Genomic DNA, 17,329 nt, shown 5'->3' with positions numbered 1-17,329 from the left:
CACCCGTGTTCCGCCTCCTCCGGTGCCCGGGGACACGGGGTCGGATGCGGAACCCCATGCGCGAGGTCGCAGATCCGGGCGGACCGGCTGGCTCGGGAGAACCCCGTGCCATGCCTAGACGCTAGCCGCGCCGGACCCTTCCGGCTAGAGGGCGGACGTGGATCTACCAAGACGGGCTCGGGAACCCCGCTTCGCGGAGCCCCTCACCAGCACGGGGGCAGAGGCGGGCGCGGCGGAACCGGCCGGGATGCATGCCCCCTGCGCGCATCCCGGCCGGTGGGGCCACCGTCACCGGTCTGACGTGACCCCGACGGTGCGTGTCCGCCGCGGACGACGCACCGCGTTCGTGGCGCCGGTCGGCGGGCCTGCGCCCGCCGACCGACCTCAACCGGAACGTCGGACGAGCGTGCCGGTCGGGTGCCGCCCCGTGATCGGGGCGGCCGGCGCGGTGAACGACGAGCCGGTGTACGTGGTGCCGGGGCGGGCGACGGTGCCGGCGGAGCGGACCACGCCCGCCGGGGAGACCGACAGGGCGGAGGCGATCGCCGCCTGGGCATCGCGGCGACGCCGGTTCCAGGCGCCCCGGTCACCGTCGAAGTAGCCCTGCCGGTAGCCGAAGCGGTAGCCGATGCGGTAGCTGAGCTGCCCGTGCAGCCGGCCCGCCGCGTAGCTGGTGGCACCGAGCACCAGGACGAGGAACACCGCGAGGAACGGGCTCATCGGGCAGCTCCGGCCCAGCCCGGACGCCAGGTCATCGCTCCTCCGGCTCGATCGTGGTGGGATCCGCGACGAGCAGCCGGTCCAGGTCGTCGGTGCTGACCTCCTCGACCAGCTCGACGCTGATCCGGCAGCCGTCCAGCACGACCTCGGCCACGGATGACCGGCGGATCTCGCCGCCGGCGTCGTAGACCCGGACGCTCAGCTCGGGGCAGCCGAGATGGGTACGCCAGGCGTTCCACTCGGCGCGATCGCCGACGCTCAGCGACAGGTAGCGGCAGCCTCGGGCGAGGTAGAGCCGCCAGGGAGCGGTCAGCCCTGCGGCGACCCCCTCGGCGATCAGCCCGAAGGCCTGGGCGCGGGTGGCGAGCTCAGTCACCACACCCCCTAGCACCGGGGGCGTGACGCATGTGAGCACCAATCGTCTCATACACGTGACACACCGTAGATTGTCCCATGGGCGTGACAGTATCAGCTTTTCGTCCGCTTACGTTTACCACTACGGGCATCTATTCTGCCCGCGTGACACCCCTCAACAGTGGCACCGAATCGTTTACCGGAAATCCGAAGATCCCGTCACGTCTGCGTGACAGTAGCGAGCCGGGGCACGCACTCGCCGCCGGCTGGCCGTACCGTCACGGGGTGACCGAGACGGCCAATGCGCGAAAGATCGCCTTCGCCACCTTCGTGCGGCGCGCCCTGGACGAGGCACGGGCCACCCGGGCCTGGAGTGGCACCGAGGTCTCCCGGCGCACCGGCGTCTCCCGGCAGACCATCAACCGGTGGGTCCGGGGCGACTGGGCCAGCGACCCGGAGGCCGAACGGGTGGTCGCCTTCTGCGAAGGCCTGGGGCTCAATCCGGCTGCCGCCTTCGCCGCGCTCGGCTGGGACCGCACCGCGGCCGGCCCTCGCACCGGCCAGTCCGCCCCTCCGATGGACCCCGACGTGGAGGCACTGCTGCGTCGCCTGATCGATCCGAACGTGTCGGACGCGGAGAAGTTCCACATCCGCGAAACCATCAGATACCTCGCATACCGCCCAACGCTCCCCGTCGATGTCCGAAAAAGGGGCAATCAAGCAGGGTAGTTCCTCAGATAGCGAAAGAACGCCTGGTCGGGTTCATTCGTTTGCCTCCGGGGCCGGAACGGGCACGCTAGCGTCCCTACTCGTACTGCTTGGGCTCGTCATCGGCGGGGGGACGGGACAAGGCCGAACCCAGCCCTGCGGGACAGAAGGAGGGGTCTGTCCATGACCCTGAAGTGGTTGGCAGTCGTGGTCGCGACGGTGTCGATAACACTGTGGGCGACCGGCAACGTAGTGACCCTCGCGGTCGATGGCGGGCAGCTTCCGCTGTTCGTCAACCTCTTTGTGCTCATCGCCGCCGGCACCGCGGTCGTTCTGGCCGTCGTCGCTGAGCTGCACGAGCGTCTGAACAACCGGCTCAGCGCGCTGACCGAGTTCCTGGTTGCGCAGCTCAACGAGATCGAAAGCCGCACCGGTGATCGCAACACCGGGTTCGTGGAGGGCTATCTGTTGAGCCATGGCCAGGAGGCGGCGGTGGTGCCGTTCGGCCGGCGCGGACGAGGAGCCGCCGAACGCTGATCGCGTACCGCCGAACGGGTCCACTCGGCCAGGAATGAGCCTCCATCGCCGGGGTACGCTGACGCGCGTGCCGCCGTTGAATCTGGGCAACCAACAGCCGAGAACCCCGTTGAACGCCGACCAGGCCTGGCGGACCACCGCCAGCCGGGCGGCCGGGACCGTGCTCTTCTTCGACTTCGACGGCACGCTCGCGCCCGTCGACGACGATCCGAGCGCGGTACGCCCGGCACCCAAGGCGCTGGCCGCGATCGAGGCACTGGCTTCGATCGTGCAGCGGGTCGCGATCGTCTCCGCCCGACCCGTCGAGTTCCTCCGGGAACAGCTCGGCGGGCTCGCCGGCGTGGACCTCTACGGCCTCTACGGGCTGGAGCACAGCCACTCCGGCGGGGAAACCGTCACCGAGCCGGCAGCGCTGCCCTGGGTGCCGACCATGGCGGAGCTGGCCGACCTGGCTCGGGCGGAGCTGCCGCCCGGCACGCTGGTCGAGTACAAGCGGCTCTCCGTCGCGCTGCACTGGCGTACCGCTCCGCAGCTCGGCTCGACCGTGCAGCAGTGGGGGCACGAGCAGGCCGACCGGCTGGGGTTGCGGGCGCAGGCCGGGCGGATGGTGCTGGAGCTCAAGCCGCCGGTCGACCGGGACAAGGGCATGGTGATCGGCGAGGCGATCAAGGGGGCCACCGCCGCCTGGTACTTCGGCGACGACGTCTCGGACATCAAGGCCTTCGCCGCCCTACGCGCCCGCGCCGCCGCCGACCCGGATTTCCTCGGCGTGTGCGTGGCCGTGGCCAACCCGGAGACCGGCCATGAGGTGGCCAACGCCGCCGACCTGACGATCGAGTCCCCAGCTGCCCTGGGCGACTTCCTCACCCAGGCACTGACCCACCTGCCCTGACCGGGCCGGACCCGGCGGCGACAGACGCGTCGCCGCCGGTTCAGACACCGTAGCGGCGCTGTCTGGTGGCGTACGAGCGCAGTGCGCGCAGGAAGTCGATGTGCCGGAAATCCGGCCAGTTGAGCTCGCAGAAGTAGAACTCCGAGTGCGCGGACTGCCAGAGCATGAAGCCGGACAGCCGCTGCTCGCCGCTGGTGCGGATGACCAGGTCGGGGTCGGGCTGGCCACGGGTGTAGAGGTGCTCGGCGATGTGCTCGACGTCCAGCACCTCGGCCAACTCCTCGATCGTGCCGCCGGTGGCGGCGTACTCCAGCAGCAGCGACCGGACCGCGTCGGTGATCTCCCGGCGACCGCCGTAGCCCACCGCGATGTTGACCTCCGCGCCGCCGGTGCGCTCGCGGGTGCGCTCCTCGGCGCCCTTGAGCGCCGCCGCGGTCTGTGCCGGCAGCAGATCGAGCGCCCCGACGATACGCAGCCGCCAGGGATTGCCCTCTTCCGCCAACTCCACCGCCAGGTCCTCAATGATCTTGAGGAGGGGGTCCAGCTCACTGGCCGGACGGCGCAGGTTGTCGGTGGCCAGCAGATAGAGGGTGACGTGCCCGACGCCGGCCTGGTCACACCAGCCGAGGAGGTGCTTGATCTTTGCCGCGCCGACCCGGTGCCCGTCGTTCGGGTCGAGGAAGCCCATTTCCTTCGCCCATCGGCGGTTGCCGTCGCACATGACCCCAACGTGCCGGGGCACCGGCTTACCCGCGAGCTTCGCCGTGAGCCGGCGCTCGTACACGGAGTAAATAAGGTTCCGCAGCGTCATCACCTAGCAGCGTAGCGACCCGTCGGCCAGATCACTGCCTCGGAGCCCCATCCCGGCCGCGCAGACCGATGCCGATCATCGCCAACGTACGAGCGGTAAGACGTCCGTCACCCAACCCCAGCTCGACCACGTCGTAGAAGACCCGGTCGTCCCGACGGGCCGCCCGGACCGCCGCGTCCACCACCCGGCGCCGCCGCGCCAACCAGGCCGCGGTCGAGCTGTGTCGCAGGTGGGTGCCGAGACGACGACGCAACCCCTGCGTGTAGCGGCGGGCGGCCCCGTCGGGTGTCTGGGCCGCCGCCGCACCGGCGAGCGCACCGGAGAGCAGCGCGTAGAAGATCCCCTCCCCGGTGAACGGATTGATCAGTGACAGCGCGTCGCCGGCCAGCAGCGTGCGCCCCCGCCCTGGTGTCGGCCGGTGGGTGGACAGCGGCAAATGATGGGCGCGCAGTGCGCTCACCGTCGCCAGGTCGGTGTCGGGCAGCAGCGCGGCCAGCCGGTCCAGCAGGTAGGCCCTGCTCAGCGACTCCCCGCGCAGCACCTCCCCGTACCCGACGTTCGCCCGCCCGTCACCGATCGGGAACGACCAGGCGTACGCCGGCCAGCGCGCCTTCGAGGTGACGATGAGCTGCTCGGACGGGCCGGGCAGAGCTGGGGCGTACCCACGGATGGCCAGCGCCAGGTGCCGGTCGGGATTCTGCGGGTGGCCGAGCGTCCGACGCACCACCGACCCGGCGCCGTCCGCGCCCACCACCACCCGGCCCGACAACTCCCCGTCGAGCACCACCCGGTCGGCGCGCGGCTCGACCCGGCGCACGGTGTGCCGGCGCAGCTGTGCGCCGGCCGCCACGGCCGCCGCCACCAGTCGCGCGTCGAAGACCTCCCGGGGCACGGTGTACGCGGGCCGGGGCAGCGCCCGGGCCACGGCGCCGCCGCCCGGCGCGATCATGCGTAACGCGGGGAGCGGCGCATAGCCCGCCACCGCCTCGGTCACCCCCAGCTCGGCGAGCATGTCCACCGAGTGCGCGGCGATTCCGTCGCCGCACGCCTTGTCCCGAGGAAAGTCGGCCCGGTCCAGCAGTAACACGCTGGCACCCGCCCTGCGCGCTGTCAGCGCGGCGGCTGCCCCGGCCGGCCCCGCTCCCACCACCACCACGTCGAACTCGTCGCTCACCGCGCGCCTCCCTCCGGCCGACGCGACTGCTCCCGCACCGCCCCGACGATCCGCCCACGCCAACCGTTGTGACCGACGCCACCCCGCCATCCTGCCCCCTGTCGGCCCGCCCCGGCCCGCTCCCCGCGGCGCGCCCCAGCCCGACGCCGTCAAAGTCCGGCCCGCCAACGTCGATCATGGAGTTGTGGTGGGTCACAGAAGCGGCAAAACAGCGCGCACCGGGCACCACAACTCCATGATCGACGCGGGCGGGGGCGGGGCGCGGGGCAGGGCGGGGCGGGCGGGGCGGGGGCGGGGCGGGTCAGGGCGGGACGGGGTCGGGGGCGCGGGCGGCGCGGCGGAGGCCGTAGAGGGCCAGCATGGCTGCGGCGAGCAGGGGGCCGCCGTCGCGGACCAGGCCGTCCACGCCCAGCAGCCACCAGCACAGGGGCAGATCCACGGCGAGTACGGCCACCGTGACGACGACCAGCAGGCCACGCGCCCAGTCCTTGCCCCGCATCAGGAACGCGGTACAGAACAGCACCGCGTAGCTGGCCGTGATGCCCGCGCCGAACCAGAACAGCACGGCCGGCACCGCGGTCAGTCGACCATCCAGGATGGAGCCGCCGGCCACCAGTGCCGGAACCAGCATCAGTGGGCTGTAGGTGAACGCGGCCACCCGGCTGGTCAACAGCCAGGCGCTGGCCTGCGGTCGGCGCGGCGGGGTCTCCCGCCAGGAGATGCCGTCCCGGTCGATGACGAGCCGGGGTCGGTGGCGGACCAGGTGCCCGGCCAACGCCGACGAGCGGTAGAGCAGCCAGACCACCGCCGCACAGAGCGCGGTGAGCACGGCGAAACCGAGCAGGCCGGGCAGCGGCGGCACCCCCTGCCGGGGCACGATGATCCGGCCGACGGCGAAGATCGTGGTGACCGCGAGGATCAGCCCGAACGGGCGTGCCACCGTACGGCCCCGCCGCACGTGCCCGATCAGCAGCAGGAAACCGAACGAGCGCAGCATCGCCCAACCGGTCCGTACGGCGAGCCCGAAGCCCTGCTCCGGGGCGTACCACCAATTGAGCAGCTCGACCGCGACGGTGGCCGCCGCCGTCGTCGCGAGCAGGATGGTGAGCACCCGGACGGCGGACGGCCGCCGGACCTGGGTCTCGGCGGCCGTCCTCATGGGATCCGATGATGCCCGCAAGGGGCGGTCTTCACACCTAGCGCTGCGGCTGCGCGGCGTCCAGGCGTGCGCGCAGTGCGTCCAACTCGGCCCAGAGCACGCCCGGCAGCTTGTCACCGAACTTCTCGAACCACTCGGTGACGAGCGGCAGCTCGTTACGCCACTCGTCCGGGTCGACCTTCAGGGCGATCCGGACGTCCTCCGGGGTCATGTCCAGGCCCTCGACGTCTAGCGCGTCTGGCGCGGGGACCATGCCCACCGGCGTCTCGACCGCGCCGGCCGTGCCTTCGATCCGCTCGACGACCCACTTGAGCACCCGGGAGTTCTCCCCGAAGCCAGGCCAGAGGAACGCGCCGTCCGGGTCCTTGCGGAACCAGTTGACGTAGTAGATCTTCGGCAGCTTCGCCTCGTCGCCGTCGGCGCCCTTGCCCATCTCGATCCAGTGCCGGAAGTAGTCCCCGGCGTTGTAACCGATGAACGGCAGCATGGCCATCGGGTCCCGCCGGACCACGCCGACGGCCCCGGACGCGGCCGCGGTGGTCTCCGAGGAGAGCGTCGCACCCATGTAGACGCCGTGCACCCAGTCGCGGGCCTCGGTCACCAGCGGGACGGTGTCCCGCCGACGGCCACCGAAGAGGATCGCGTCGATCGGCACGCCGTTCGGGTCGAAATACTCGTCGGCGAGGATCGGGCACTGGGTGATCGGGGTGCAGAACCGGCTGTTCGCGTGGGAGGAGAGGCTGTCGCTCTCTGGCGTCCAGTCGTTGCCCTTCCAGTCGATCAGGTGCGCCGGCGGCTCACCCATGCCCTCCCACCAGACGTCGCCATCGTCGGTGAGGCCCACGTTGGTGAAGACCGAGTTGCCCCGGTCCAGTGTGCGCATGGCGTTGGCGTTGGTCTTCCAGTCGGTGCCGGGCGCGACACCGAACAGGCCGTACTCCGGGTTGACCGCGTAGAGGCGGCCGTCCGCGCCGAACCGCATCCAGGCGATGTCGTCGCCGATGGTCTCGACCTTCCAGCCGGGAATGGTCGGCTCCACCATGGCGAGGTTGGTCTTGCCGCAGGCCGACGGGAAGGCGCCAGCGATGTGGTAGACCCGACCCTCCGGCGAGGTGATCTTCAGGATCAGCATGTGCTCGGCGAGCCAGCCCTCGTCCCGGCCCATCACGCTGGCGATCCGCAGGGAGTAGCACTTCTTGCCGAGCAGCGAGTTGCCGCCGTAACCGGAGCCGTACGACCAGATCTCCCGGGTCTCCGGGAAGTGCGAGATGTACTTGGTCTCGTTGCACGGCCAGGCCACGTCCTGCTGGCCGGGGGCGAGCGGGGCGCCGATCGAGTGCAGCGCGTGCACGAAGTCCGCGTCGTTGCCCATCGCCTCGAGGACCCGGGCGCCCATCCGCGTCATGATGCGCATCGACGCGACCACGTAGGGGCTGTCGGTGATCTCGACACCGAACATCGGGGACTCGGCCTCGACCGGGCCCATGACGAACGGGATGACGTACATGGTGCGACCGCGCATGGAACCGCGGTACAGATCGGTCATCGTCCGCTTCATCTCCGGCGGCGCCATCCAGTTGTTGGTGGGGCCGGCGTCCGCCTCGTCGACGGAGCAGATGTAGGTGCGTTCCTCGACCCGGGCGACGTCCGTCGGGTCGGTACGCGCGTAGAACGAGTTGGGCTTCTTCTCCGGGTTGAGCCGGATCAGCGTGCCGGACTCAACCAGCTCATCGGTGAGGCGGCGCCACTCCTCGTCGGACCCGTCCACCCAGACGACACGGTCAGGGGTGGTCAGTTCCGCGACCTCACGGACCCAGGCGAGCAGTTTCGGATGGGACGTCGGGGCCTGATCGATACCCCGCACAACAGCCGGAGCAACCATGACACATCTCCTTGTGGTCGACGCTGACCGATCTATGGGATGCACGAGACTCAGCGGCGCGATGCGTCGCCTTCGTGGAAACCTGGGATTGGCCTCAGCGTAAACCGGGCAGCCTTCCGAGTCAGTGGGACTGGTTGTGAAGAACTGCACAAGGTACGGCCTCGCTGCGGTATCACGAGCTGATACCCGCTTTCCCGCGCAGTTTCACGCAAATCTTGTTGTGCACCCCGGCGGACGCTTGTTGCGGTCGGGCCGTGGACCTGCCCCGCCGACCGGTGCGTGGATCCCCGTTCCGGGCCGCGTCACTCCTCCCAATTGGTTACGCTGCGTGCAACAGTTCCGCACACAGCGATGGGCGCTTCCGAGCGGCCACGCCCGCTTGACGTAGCTGCCCCTCCGACTGGTCGTCAGCCGGTAGGCTCGCCCCGTGGCCGCCACGATGACCGGGGAACAACCGGGCCCCCGGCAGACCCGACAGGGTCTCGTCGGCAGACTGCTGGACCGCTTCGGTCACCTGCTCCGCGAGATGAGCAAGTTCGCCACCGTGGGCGGTATCGCCTTCCTCATCGACTTCGCGCTCTTCAACTATCTGACGAGCAGTCGGGGCATCGAAGAGTTGACGGCGAAGACGATCTCCACCGTGATCGCGGCCTCCGTCGCCTTCGTGGGCAACCGGTTCTGGACCTGGCGGCACCGTCAGCGCAGCAACGCGGCCCGCGAGTACGCGCTGTTCTTCTTCTTCAACGCGGTCGGCCTCGGCATCACGGTGGCCTGCCTCGCGATCAGCCGCTACGGGCTCGGCAGCATCTGGCCGGCCGTGTTCCAGACGCGCCTGGCCGACAACCTCGCCAGCTACATCGTCGGCACGGGCCTCGCCACGCTGTTCCGATTCTGGTCGTACCGGCGGTTCGTCTTCGTCGAAGCGGGAACCCCGACCCTTCCGCAGGTGAAGCCCAACCGTGACCACGGGGCGTGACCTGCTGCCCACCTCGTTCGACCGGTGATCGCCGGCCGCACCGACTGCCCTAAGGTGTTTCGCATGCGTCTTGTCCGCCTGCTGCCTGAGCGCTGGCAGAAGTTCATCCACGAGGCGCTCAAGTTCGGCATCGTCGGCGGCATCAACACCGTCATCAATTACGCGGTGTTCAATGCCCTTGCACTGACCGTTTTCGTCAATGGTCAGTTGAAGGCGACCGTGATCGCGACCATCGTCGCCACGATCACGTCGTACCTAATGAATCGGCACTGGACGTACCGGGATCGCCCGAAGGCGCTGCGGCGCGAATACGTCCTGTTTTTCCTGTTCAACGGGGCTGGCCTGCTCATTGAGCTGGGTGCCGTGGCAGCGGCGAAGTACGGCCTCGGCGTACATGGTCTACTGGCGTTGAACGTGGCCAAGACCGTCGGTGTCATGCTGGCCACGCTGTTCCGATTCTGGTCATACCGGACCTTCGTCTTCCAGCCCGTCGCGCCAGTCGAGGACGAGGCGAAGCCCGACTCCACCTGGCACGACATCCCGCGCGACGAGTGGGACACCATGGCGGAAATGGACCCGGTCGCCGAGCTGGCCGAATCCGTGTCCGAGCTGGAAGAGGCGGAATCCGCGGAACGCGCCGACTCACCGCCCGGCGCACCTCCGCAGGGTCGGCCCACCCGGCTGAGCGTCAGCCCCGCCGCCGACCTGGACGCGGAACTCGCCGCGGAGCTACACGTCAGCACCCGCCGCGCCCCCCGCCGGTGACGACACCCGCCGCACGCTCCGGCACCGGGCAACCCGCCGAGCTGTTCTTCGAGGATCTCGTCCCGGGGCTCACCGTCGACCTCGGTGTGGTCACCGTGGATGGCGACGAGATGGTCGCCTTCGCCCGTCGCTTCGACCCGCAGTGGTACCACGTCGACCCCGACCTGGCCGGGGCGAGCCGGCACGGCGGACTGATCGCCAGCGGCTTCTACACGGTCAGCCTGTTCATGCGCGCGTACGTCGACCACCTGCTGTCCCGGGCAGCCGCGGACGCGTCCCCCGGCCTGGAGGAGCTGCGCTGGCTCGCCCCCGTACGCGCCGGCGACCGGCTCGCCGTTCGGGTCGACGTGATGGGCGCCCGACCGTCGACCGCCCGCCCCGGGCTCGGCACCGTCAGCCTCACCGGCACCATGCTGCGCCTCGGCCCGGACGACCGGCCCGAGCAGGAGGTGTTGCGGACCCGCTTCCGGGGCTGGTTCGCCGTGCGACCGGCCGAAGCCGACCCGACCGACGCCGACCCGACCGACGCCGACCTGACCAACACCGACCTGGCCAACGCCGATCTGCCTGCCGCGAGCGACCAGGCGGACACCGGCCCGGCGGACACCGGCCCGGCCGGGATCAGCCGGCCCGGGCCGGAACGACCCGAAACCGTCCCGCCCAGGGCCGAAGCACACGACTGACCCGCCCCGACACTGTGCGGCAGGGCGGGCCTCAATCGGTCCGGATCAGGTCGTGGTGTCGCGCAGCGGCTTGCCGTCCTGCATGTCGGCGAGGATGTCGCGCATCTCCCCGTCGCCCAGCGAGTGCTTGTCGTGCTGTGCCTCGACCAGCTCGTACAGGGTGGTCTGCACCTTCCCGACGTTTGGCACGTCGGCGAGCACCGACTGGCCCCGCTCACCGGCCGACTCGATGGTGAGCGTGCCGGCGCCGAGCAGCCGTTCGAGGAAATGCTGGTTCATCGAATGGTCGTTGACCCGGGTGAGCGGAAGGTCCCGCCGGTCCCGGGAGAAGACACCCTGCTGAAGCAGCACCCGCTCGTTGGTGAACAGGTAGTGCGTGGTGCGCCAGACCAGGAACGGCCACAGACCGAGCCAGAGCACCGCGACCAGGGCGATCACTCCGATCACGGCCAGCGCGATCGAACCGCCGCCGCTCTCGGGCAGCAGGAGCACACCGACCACCACCGCGGCGATGGCCAGCACCAGCACCGCGATCGGCCGGATCAACGCCTTCCAGTGCGGGTGCAGGTGAAGCACGACATGCTCGTCCTCGGTGAGCACGTCTTCAGGAAACGCCACGGGGAACCTCCAACGCGATTTTCATGACGCGCCGACGGTAAACCCCCCAAGGGGCACCACAACATCCGCCACGCGGCCCCACCCACTCTTCGCGATCTTGCACGTTTGGTCGCCGCGCTACGGCTTTTGCCCGTTCCGCCCGGGCAGCAACTGCAAGATCGCGGGGTGGGGATGGGTCAGCGCAGGTGGAGGACGTCGCCGGCGGCCAGGGTGCGGAGGGCTGTCGGGGTGGTCACCTGTAATTGGCCGTCTCGGTCCACACCTGTCGCGGTGCCGGTCAGGGCCTCGCCGTTGGGGAGCAGGACGCGTACCTCGCGGCCGACCGTCGCGCAGGCCGCCAGGTAGGCGTCGCGCAGGCCGCTGTCCACCGCGTCGCCGCCCGCGTCGCGCCAACGGTCGTACCAGTCGGCGACAGCCCGCAGCAGAGCCCGCAGCAGCGGGTCCCGATCGGTGGCCACCGCGCCGGCCAGCTGCAGCGAGGTTGCCGGCAGCCCGGTCGGATTCACCGGCAGCTCATCGGCACGCAGCGTCACGTTGAGCCCGATGCCGAGCACGATGGCCGGCGGCTGGTCCGGTGAGCGCCCCGGCACCGCCTCGGCCAGCACGCCCGCGCACTTCGCGTCGTCGATCAGCAGGTCGTTGGGCCACTTCAGGGTGGCCTCCAGCTCGGCCAGCCGGGCCACCGCCTCGACCAGCGCCACTCCGGCCAGCAACGGCAGCCACCCGTACCCCGTGGGTGTCGCCGGTAGCCAACCGCGGTCCGGCACGGCCTCGCCGGGCCGCAGCAGCACGCTCGTGGCGATGCCAGCTCGTGGCGGCGACTCCCAGACCCGGCCGCGCCGGCCCCGCCCCGCGGTCTGCCGCTCGGCGACCACGACCAGGCCCTCGGGCTCGCCGGCTCGGGCCGCCTCGGCCACGTCAGCGTTGGTGGAACCGGTCTCGGCGCGCAGCTCCAGCCGGGCCCACGGCCCGTTCGGCGCGACCAACGCACGGCGCAGCCGGGCCGCCGACAGCGGCGGGCGGTCCAGATCGTTGTACGGGGAGCCCGGCATTCCGCCAGCCTACGGCGGTGGCCGCGGCGGCACTGAGGCGTACTGCACAGCGGCACCGACCTGAACCATCGTTATATTCCCAGGGTGACTACCGAGACCGGGACCAACATCCACAGCACCGAGGGCAAGCTGGCGGACCTGGAGCGCCGGGTCGACGAGGCGGTGCACGCCGGGTCGGCCCGCGCGGTCGAGAAGCAGCACGCGCGAGGCAAGAAGACCGCCCGCGAACGAATCGAGATGCTGCTCGACGAGGGCTCATTCGTCGAGCTCGACGGGCTGGCGCGGCACCGGTCCACGGCCTTCGGCCTGGAGAAGAACCGCCCGTACGGCGACGGCGTGGTCACCGGCTACGGCACGGTGGACGGCCGGCAGGTGTGCGTCTTCGCGCAGGACTTCACGGTCTTCGGTGGTTCGCTCGGCGAGGTCTTCGGCGAGAAGATCGTCAAGGTGATGGACCTGGCCATGAAGATCGGCTGCCCGGTGGTCGGCATCAACGACTCCGGCGGCGCACGCATCCAGGAGGGCGTGGTCTCGCTCGGCCTCTACGGTGAGATCTTCTTCCGCAACGTGCGGGCCTCCGGGGTCATCCCGCAGATCTCCCTGGTGATGGGGCCCTGCGCCGGCGGCGCGGTCTACTCGCCGGCGGTCACCGACTTCACCGTGATGGTCGACCAGACCTCCCACATGTTCATCACCGGCCCCGACGTGATCAAGACGGTGACCGGCGAGGACGTCGGCATGGAGGAGCTGGGCGGGGCACGCACCCACAACTCCCGCAGCGGCAACGCGCACTACCTCGCCAGCGACGAGGAGGACGCGGTCGACTACGTCAAGGCGCTGCTGTCGTACCTGCCGTCGAACAACCTCGACGAGCCGGTGGTCTTCGAGGCTCCCGCCGAGCTGGCGATCAGCGACGAGGACCGGGAGCTGGACACCCTGATCCCGGACTCGGCCAACCAGCCGTACGACATCCACAGGGTGATCGAGCACGTCCTCGACGACGGGGAGTTCCTCGAGGTCCAGCCGCTCTACGCGCAGAACATCGTGGTCGGCTACGGCCGGGTCGAGGGGCGGCCGGTGGGCGTGGTCGCCAACCAGCCCATGCACTTCGCCGGCACCCTGGACATCGCCGCCTCCGAGAAGGCCGCACGGTTCGTCCGTACCTGCGACGCGTTCAACATCCCGGTGCTGACCTTCGTGGACGTGCCCGGCTTCCTGCCCGGCACCGGCCAGGAGTGGGACGGCATCATCCGCCGGGGCGCCAAGCTCATCTACGCGTACGCCGAGGCGACCGTCCCCAAGGTCACCGTGATCACCCGCAAGGCGTACGGCGGGGCGTACGACGTGATGGGTTCCAAGCACCTCGGCGCGGACCTGAACTTCGCGTGGCCGACGGCCCAGATCGCCGTGATGGGCGCACAGGGCGCGGTGAACATCCTCTACCGCTCCGAGCTGGCCGGCGCCGAGGACCCGGCGGCGGTCCGGGCCGAGAAGATCGCCGAGTACGAGGACACCCTGGCCAACCCGTACGTGGCGGCCGAACGCGGTTACATCGACTCGGTGATCCCGCCGCACGAGACGCGCACCCAGATCGTTCGGGCGCTGCGAGTCCTGCGCACCAAGCGGGAGACCCTGCCGCCCAAGAAGCACGGCAACATCCCGCTCTGATCTCGGTGCTGCCTGCTGGCCCCGAGCCGGGGGTCAGCAGGCAGGGTTGGCGGCGGCGCACATCCGGGCTGCCGCCGCCACGGCGAGCCGTATGAGTTCGGCCTCGGTGCCGTCGTAGCCGAGGCGGAGCACCGAGACGGTATCGCCGACCCGGACAACCGCCAGCAGGATCGGCGACGGAGCGTCGCCGAGCGGCTGCCCGGTCTCCAGGTCCCGGGTGACGGTGAGCGAGTCCCGCAGGACGGCGGACTCGTCCCCGGCGAAGCCCCGCCGCACCACCGACCACCGGTGCAGCGCTTCCCCCGTGCGGGTCCCTCCTGCCGTCAGGATCGGCCCAACGTTCAACCACTCGGCACACGGAGCGACCAGGTCGTCCAAACTGGCGAAGAGCTGTCTTGCCGTCTCGGGTGCCAGCCGGAAGAGATCCTGCGTGACCAGACCATCCGACTGTTTGAGGATCGGCGCAGCGCGTTTGGGCACAAACGTCTGCGAACGGGACAGAATCGACATCTGCCAGCCCTCCGACCGTCCCTGGCTCGTCCGGCAGTAGTCGAGCATGTCCGCCAGCCGGACCGGCTCACCCAGCCCCGATTGGCTGAGCTGCACATCGACCTGCTGCGACAGGTCGGCGGGCTGCAGCAGGGCGTCAGTGGTGATCTCATGCCGGGTCGGCGAGGCGGAGGCGGCCGGCTGAACCAATGGCGGGGACGTCCTCGGCGCGGCGACCGCCACGGCGGAGACCCCGGCGAGGGCCAGCACGACGGTCGCCACCACGATCTTGCGCTGGCTGCGGCGACGGCCCCGAAAGCGGATCTCCTCCGGGGCGAGCCAGCGCACGTCCCGCAGGTCCCGCTGGATCTGTTCGACGAACGTCGGGTCGTCACGCATCGGTTGCCTCCTCCAGGTCAGAGACGGCGAGCAGACCGGCGAGCGCGGCACGCCCCCGGGAGAGTCGAGCCTTGACCGTGCCCACCGGGGCTGCGGTCTCCCGCGCCACGTCGGCGACCGGCATGCCCATCAGGTAGTACAAGGCGATCGCGACGCGTTGTTCCTCGGGCAGTAGACGCAGCGCGGCGACCACCTCGACGGTGTCGGTGCCCGGCCCGGGAACCGTCTCCGTCGCACCGTGCCGCAGGTACGCGCGGGCCCGGCTCCGCAGACTGCGCCACCGGCTGACCGCGATCCGGCTGGCCACCACCCGCAACCACGCCTCCGGGTCGTCGTACCCGCTGATCGTCGACCAGCGCTGCCACGCCCGGATGTACGCCTCCTGCACGGCGTCCTGCGCTTCACCCCGGTCGCCGGTGAGGGCGTAGACGAACCCGAGCAGCCGTTGCCGACTCCCCCGGTAGAACTCGTCGAACCCGTCGACGTCCGGCACCCGCTACCTCCCCGTGTCGGTCGCTGGGAACACGCACCGGGCGGGGTCGGCGGTTGCCCCGGTCAGGCGATCATCTTCTCCAGGTCGGCGAGCGGGAACGCGCCGGCCGCGATCCGCTCCCGGACCGCCCGGCGTACGGCCCGCTGGACCGCGACGTTGGCCGGCGTCGGTACGCCGTGCAGCCGGCCGAGCAGCGCGATCTCTCCGTTGAGGTGGTCGACCTCGGTCGAGCCGGTGCCCCGGGCCAGGCTCTGCCAGGTGGAGCCACCGGAGCGGGCCTCGCCGTCGACCGGGCGCTGCCCCACCAGGTCACCGCGTTCGGCCTTCTCCTCCTCCGACGAGGTGTGTGCGATGCCGGCGGCGGCGAGTACGGCGACACCTTCGGCGCGTACCCGCTCGACCAGCGCGTCCGGGATGTCCCGGCCGAGCAGCGCCTGCAGGCCGTTGCCGAGGTTGCTGAGCAGCTTGCCGTACTTCCAACGCAGCACGTCCGCGCGTACCGGGGCGACGAACCCGGCGGCGCTCAGATCCTCGGCGATCGCCCGGTCGGTGTCGTCGGCCCCACCGGGGTACCGCCCGATGTGGAGCATCCCGGGGTGCGGGTACCCGTTGGCCACCACCACGCCCGGATCCAGGTGGGTGGCCGGCAGCCAGACGCAGACCGGGTGCACGTCGGCGAAGAGCCGCAGCGCGGCCCGCTCGTTGGCCACCCCGTTCTGTGCGGTCACCAGCGGCAGACGCTCGCCGGCCGTGCCGCCACCGACCACCGGCGCGTCCACCCAGGCGCCCAGCGCGGCAGCGGTGTCCTGCGACTTCACGGTGAGGATCAGCACAGTGTCCGCCGGCAGCGGCTGGTCACCGGGCCCGTCGACGGCGGTGAGCTGGGCGGTGACCTCGCCGTTGGGCTGCCGCAGGGTCAGACCCCGCCCGCGGATCGCGTCCAGGTGCGCACCCCGGGCCACCAGGGTCACGTCCCGGTCGACGTGAGCCAGCCGTACGCCGATGGTCCCGCCGACCGCTCCCGCGCCGATGATCACGTATCGCATGTTCCCCATTCTGCCCGCCCATGCCCGCGTTTCCACCGTCGATCATGGAGTTGTGGTGCCCGACTGCGGATGAATCACGGCTTATGCGGCCCGCCACAACTCCATGATCGACCAGGTAAGGGGGGTCAGACGGTTAGGCCGGCCTTGGTGAGGATCGGGCCGGCCAGGAGGAGCGCGCCTGCTACCAGGGCGGCCAGGTTGACCAGGGCGAAGACGGTCACCCAGAAGAGCGGCGGGAACGGGGTGAGCCCGGCGAGCTGGTCAGCGTCGGAGGCGGGCATCCGGCCACGCGAGCGCATCCGTTGCAGCTCGACCACCGGCCGCACCCCGCCGAGCAGCAGGAACCACACCCCGGCGTACGCGAACGCGGCCTGGACCTGCGGCGTCGCGTACCACGAGACGGCGAAGACCAGCGCACCGGTGACCAGCAACGACACCACACCGAAGGCGTTGCGGATCATGACGAGCATGGCCAGCAGCAGGGCCACCGCGACCCAGAGCAGCAGGGTGATCCGGTTGCCGCCCAGCAGCCAGGCGCCGGCCAACCCGACGAGCGGCGGGGCCACGTAGCCGGCGAGCAGGGTGAGGATCATGCCCGGTCCGGTGGGGCGGCCGGCGGAGAGCGTCAGCCCGGACGTGTCCGAGTGCAGCCGGATGCCGTGCAGCTTGCGGCCGGTGAGCAGGGCGATCAGGGCGTGCCCGCCCTCGTGCGCGATGGTGATGGCGTTACGGGCGATCCGCCACGGCAGCCGGGTGGACACCACCACCAGCGCGACGGCAGCGGTGATCAGCACCAGCAGCGGGGGCGGGTCCGGCTGCGCGCCGAACAGCGTGTCCCACAGGTCACCCAAGCCGTCGATCGACATCATGGGGCGCGAGCCTACCGGCGGCGTTCCGTGTCGC

19 protein-coding genes and 1 pseudogene are annotated in these 17,329 nt (G+C 70.7%); 8 read left to right on the top strand and 12 right to left on the bottom strand.

The window, feature by feature from the left end:
• Nucleotides 1-384: 384 nt before the first annotated feature.
• Together PCA76_RS04365 and PCA76_RS04360 are read right to left on the bottom strand one after the other, a co-directional pair.
• On the bottom strand, nt 385-720 hold the full coding sequence (locus PCA76_RS04365; RefSeq protein WP_272615454.1) for a hypothetical protein: 336 nt from the start codon (nt 718-720) through the stop codon (nt 385-387).
• A 31-nt stretch (nt 721-751) separates the two neighbouring features.
• Nucleotides 752-1,096, bottom strand: coding sequence for a hypothetical protein (locus PCA76_RS04360; protein ID WP_030328857.1), 345 nt, complete (start codon nt 1,094-1,096; stop codon nt 752-754).
• Nucleotides 1,097-1,359: 263 nt separating this feature from the next.
• Between PCA76_RS04360 and PCA76_RS04355 the strand changes: the two genes are divergently transcribed.
• The 3 genes from PCA76_RS04355 (at nt 1,360) to otsB (ending at nt 3,211) form a co-directional block, all read left to right on the top strand.
• Nucleotides 1,360-1,803: an XRE family transcriptional regulator gene (locus tag PCA76_RS04355; protein ID WP_272615451.1), complete on the top strand. Its 444-nt coding sequence runs from the start codon at nt 1,360-1,362 to the stop codon at nt 1,801-1,803.
• Between the two features lie 162 nt (nt 1,804-1,965).
• A complete protein-coding gene (locus PCA76_RS04350; RefSeq protein ID WP_272615450.1) occupies nt 1,966-2,319 on the top strand; it encodes a hypothetical protein in 354 nt (117 codons plus the stop codon).
• A gap of 67 nt (nt 2,320-2,386) precedes the next feature.
• A complete protein-coding gene (gene otsB, locus PCA76_RS04345) occupies nt 2,387-3,211 on the top strand; it encodes a trehalose-phosphatase (RefSeq protein WP_272615449.1) in 825 nt (274 codons plus the stop codon).
• 40 nt (nt 3,212-3,251) lie between these two features.
• On the opposite strand, the gene PCA76_RS04340 is transcribed toward otsB, so the two are convergent.
• From PCA76_RS04340 to PCA76_RS04325, 4 genes are all read right to left on the bottom strand, one after another.
• Nucleotides 3,252-4,022: an isoprenyl transferase gene (locus PCA76_RS04340; RefSeq protein ID WP_272615447.1), complete on the bottom strand. Its 771-nt coding sequence runs from the start codon at nt 4,020-4,022 to the stop codon at nt 3,252-3,254.
• Nucleotides 4,023-4,053: 31 nt separating this feature from the next.
• Nucleotides 4,054-5,196, bottom strand: coding sequence for an NAD(P)/FAD-dependent oxidoreductase (locus PCA76_RS04335; RefSeq protein ID WP_272615446.1), 1,143 nt, complete (start codon nt 5,194-5,196; stop codon nt 4,054-4,056).
• A gap of 301 nt (nt 5,197-5,497) precedes the next feature.
• Complete coding sequence (locus tag PCA76_RS04330) at nt 5,498-6,355, bottom strand: hypothetical protein (RefSeq protein WP_272615444.1); 858 nt, start codon at nt 6,353-6,355, stop codon at nt 5,498-5,500.
• A 37-nt stretch (nt 6,356-6,392) separates the two neighbouring features.
• On the bottom strand, nt 6,393-8,237 hold the full coding sequence (locus PCA76_RS04325; RefSeq protein WP_272615443.1) for a phosphoenolpyruvate carboxykinase (GTP): 1,845 nt from the start codon (nt 8,235-8,237) through the stop codon (nt 6,393-6,395).
• A 136-nt stretch (nt 8,238-8,373) separates the two neighbouring features.
• Here PCA76_RS04325 and PCA76_RS32735 point away from each other — a divergent pair.
• The 4 genes and pseudogenes from PCA76_RS32735 to PCA76_RS04310 form a co-directional block, all read left to right on the top strand.
• Nucleotides 8,374-8,463, top strand: a pseudogene (locus tag PCA76_RS32735) (GtrA family protein); the annotation flags it as partial.
• Between the two features lie 213 nt (nt 8,464-8,676).
• Nucleotides 8,677-9,213, top strand: coding sequence for a GtrA family protein (locus tag PCA76_RS04320; RefSeq protein ID WP_442930238.1), 537 nt, complete (start codon nt 8,677-8,679; stop codon nt 9,211-9,213).
• Between the two features lie 63 nt (nt 9,214-9,276).
• Nucleotides 9,277-9,978, top strand: coding sequence for a GtrA family protein (locus PCA76_RS04315; RefSeq protein WP_272619177.1), 702 nt, complete (start codon nt 9,277-9,279; stop codon nt 9,976-9,978).
• Nucleotides 9,975-10,661, top strand: coding sequence for a MaoC/PaaZ C-terminal domain-containing protein (locus PCA76_RS04310; RefSeq protein ID WP_272615440.1), 687 nt, complete (start codon nt 9,975-9,977; stop codon nt 10,659-10,661). Before PCA76_RS04315 ends, PCA76_RS04310 begins: the two co-directional genes overlap by 4 nt.
• A gap of 45 nt (nt 10,662-10,706) precedes the next feature.
• On the opposite strand, the gene PCA76_RS04305 is transcribed toward PCA76_RS04310, so the two are convergent.
• Nucleotides 10,707-11,279 carry a PH domain-containing protein gene (locus PCA76_RS04305; protein WP_272615439.1) on the bottom strand — a complete coding sequence of 191 codons (573 nt, stop codon included), beginning with the start codon at nt 11,277-11,279 and terminating at the stop codon, nt 10,707-10,709.
• Between the two features lie 176 nt (nt 11,280-11,455).
• Nucleotides 11,456-12,331 (bottom strand): biotin--[acetyl-CoA-carboxylase] ligase, encoded by an 876-nt coding sequence (locus PCA76_RS04300; RefSeq protein WP_272615438.1) that lies wholly within the window; start codon nt 12,329-12,331, stop codon nt 11,456-11,458.
• 84 nt (nt 12,332-12,415) lie between these two features.
• Between PCA76_RS04300 and PCA76_RS04295 the strand changes: the two genes are divergently transcribed.
• Nucleotides 12,416-13,999 carry an acyl-CoA carboxylase subunit beta gene (locus PCA76_RS04295; protein WP_272615437.1) on the top strand — a complete coding sequence of 528 codons (1,584 nt, stop codon included), beginning with the start codon at nt 12,416-12,418 and terminating at the stop codon, nt 13,997-13,999.
• 33 nt (nt 14,000-14,032) lie between these two features.
• Here the strand turns inward: PCA76_RS04295 and PCA76_RS04290 are convergent, their stop codons facing one another.
• The 4 genes from PCA76_RS04290 to PCA76_RS04275 form a co-directional block, all read right to left on the bottom strand.
• The gene (locus tag PCA76_RS04290) at nt 14,033-14,887 is read right to left on the bottom strand and encodes a hypothetical protein (protein ID WP_272615436.1); all 855 of its coding nucleotides are present in this window, start codon (nt 14,885-14,887) and stop codon (nt 14,033-14,035) included.
• Nucleotides 14,880-15,380, bottom strand: coding sequence for a SigE family RNA polymerase sigma factor (locus PCA76_RS04285; protein WP_272615435.1), 501 nt, complete (start codon nt 15,378-15,380; stop codon nt 14,880-14,882). Before PCA76_RS04285 ends, PCA76_RS04290 begins: the two co-directional genes overlap by 8 nt.
• 62 nt (nt 15,381-15,442) lie before the next feature.
• On the bottom strand, nt 15,443-16,426 hold the full coding sequence (locus PCA76_RS04280) for a ketopantoate reductase family protein (protein ID WP_272615434.1): 984 nt from the start codon (nt 16,424-16,426) through the stop codon (nt 15,443-15,445).
• A gap of 125 nt (nt 16,427-16,551) precedes the next feature.
• Nucleotides 16,552-17,295 (bottom strand): M50 family metallopeptidase, encoded by a 744-nt coding sequence (locus tag PCA76_RS04275; protein WP_272615432.1) that lies wholly within the window; start codon nt 17,293-17,295, stop codon nt 16,552-16,554.
• Nucleotides 17,296-17,329: the final 34 nt, after the last annotated feature.

This window comes from Micromonospora sp. LH3U1 (assembly GCF_028475105.1).
In the GTDB taxonomy this organism is placed as follows: domain Bacteria; phylum Actinomycetota; class Actinomycetes; order Mycobacteriales; family Micromonosporaceae; genus Micromonospora.
Note: the sequence above shows the minus strand (reverse complement) of the source record. Positions and strands in the feature narration are given on the sequence as shown.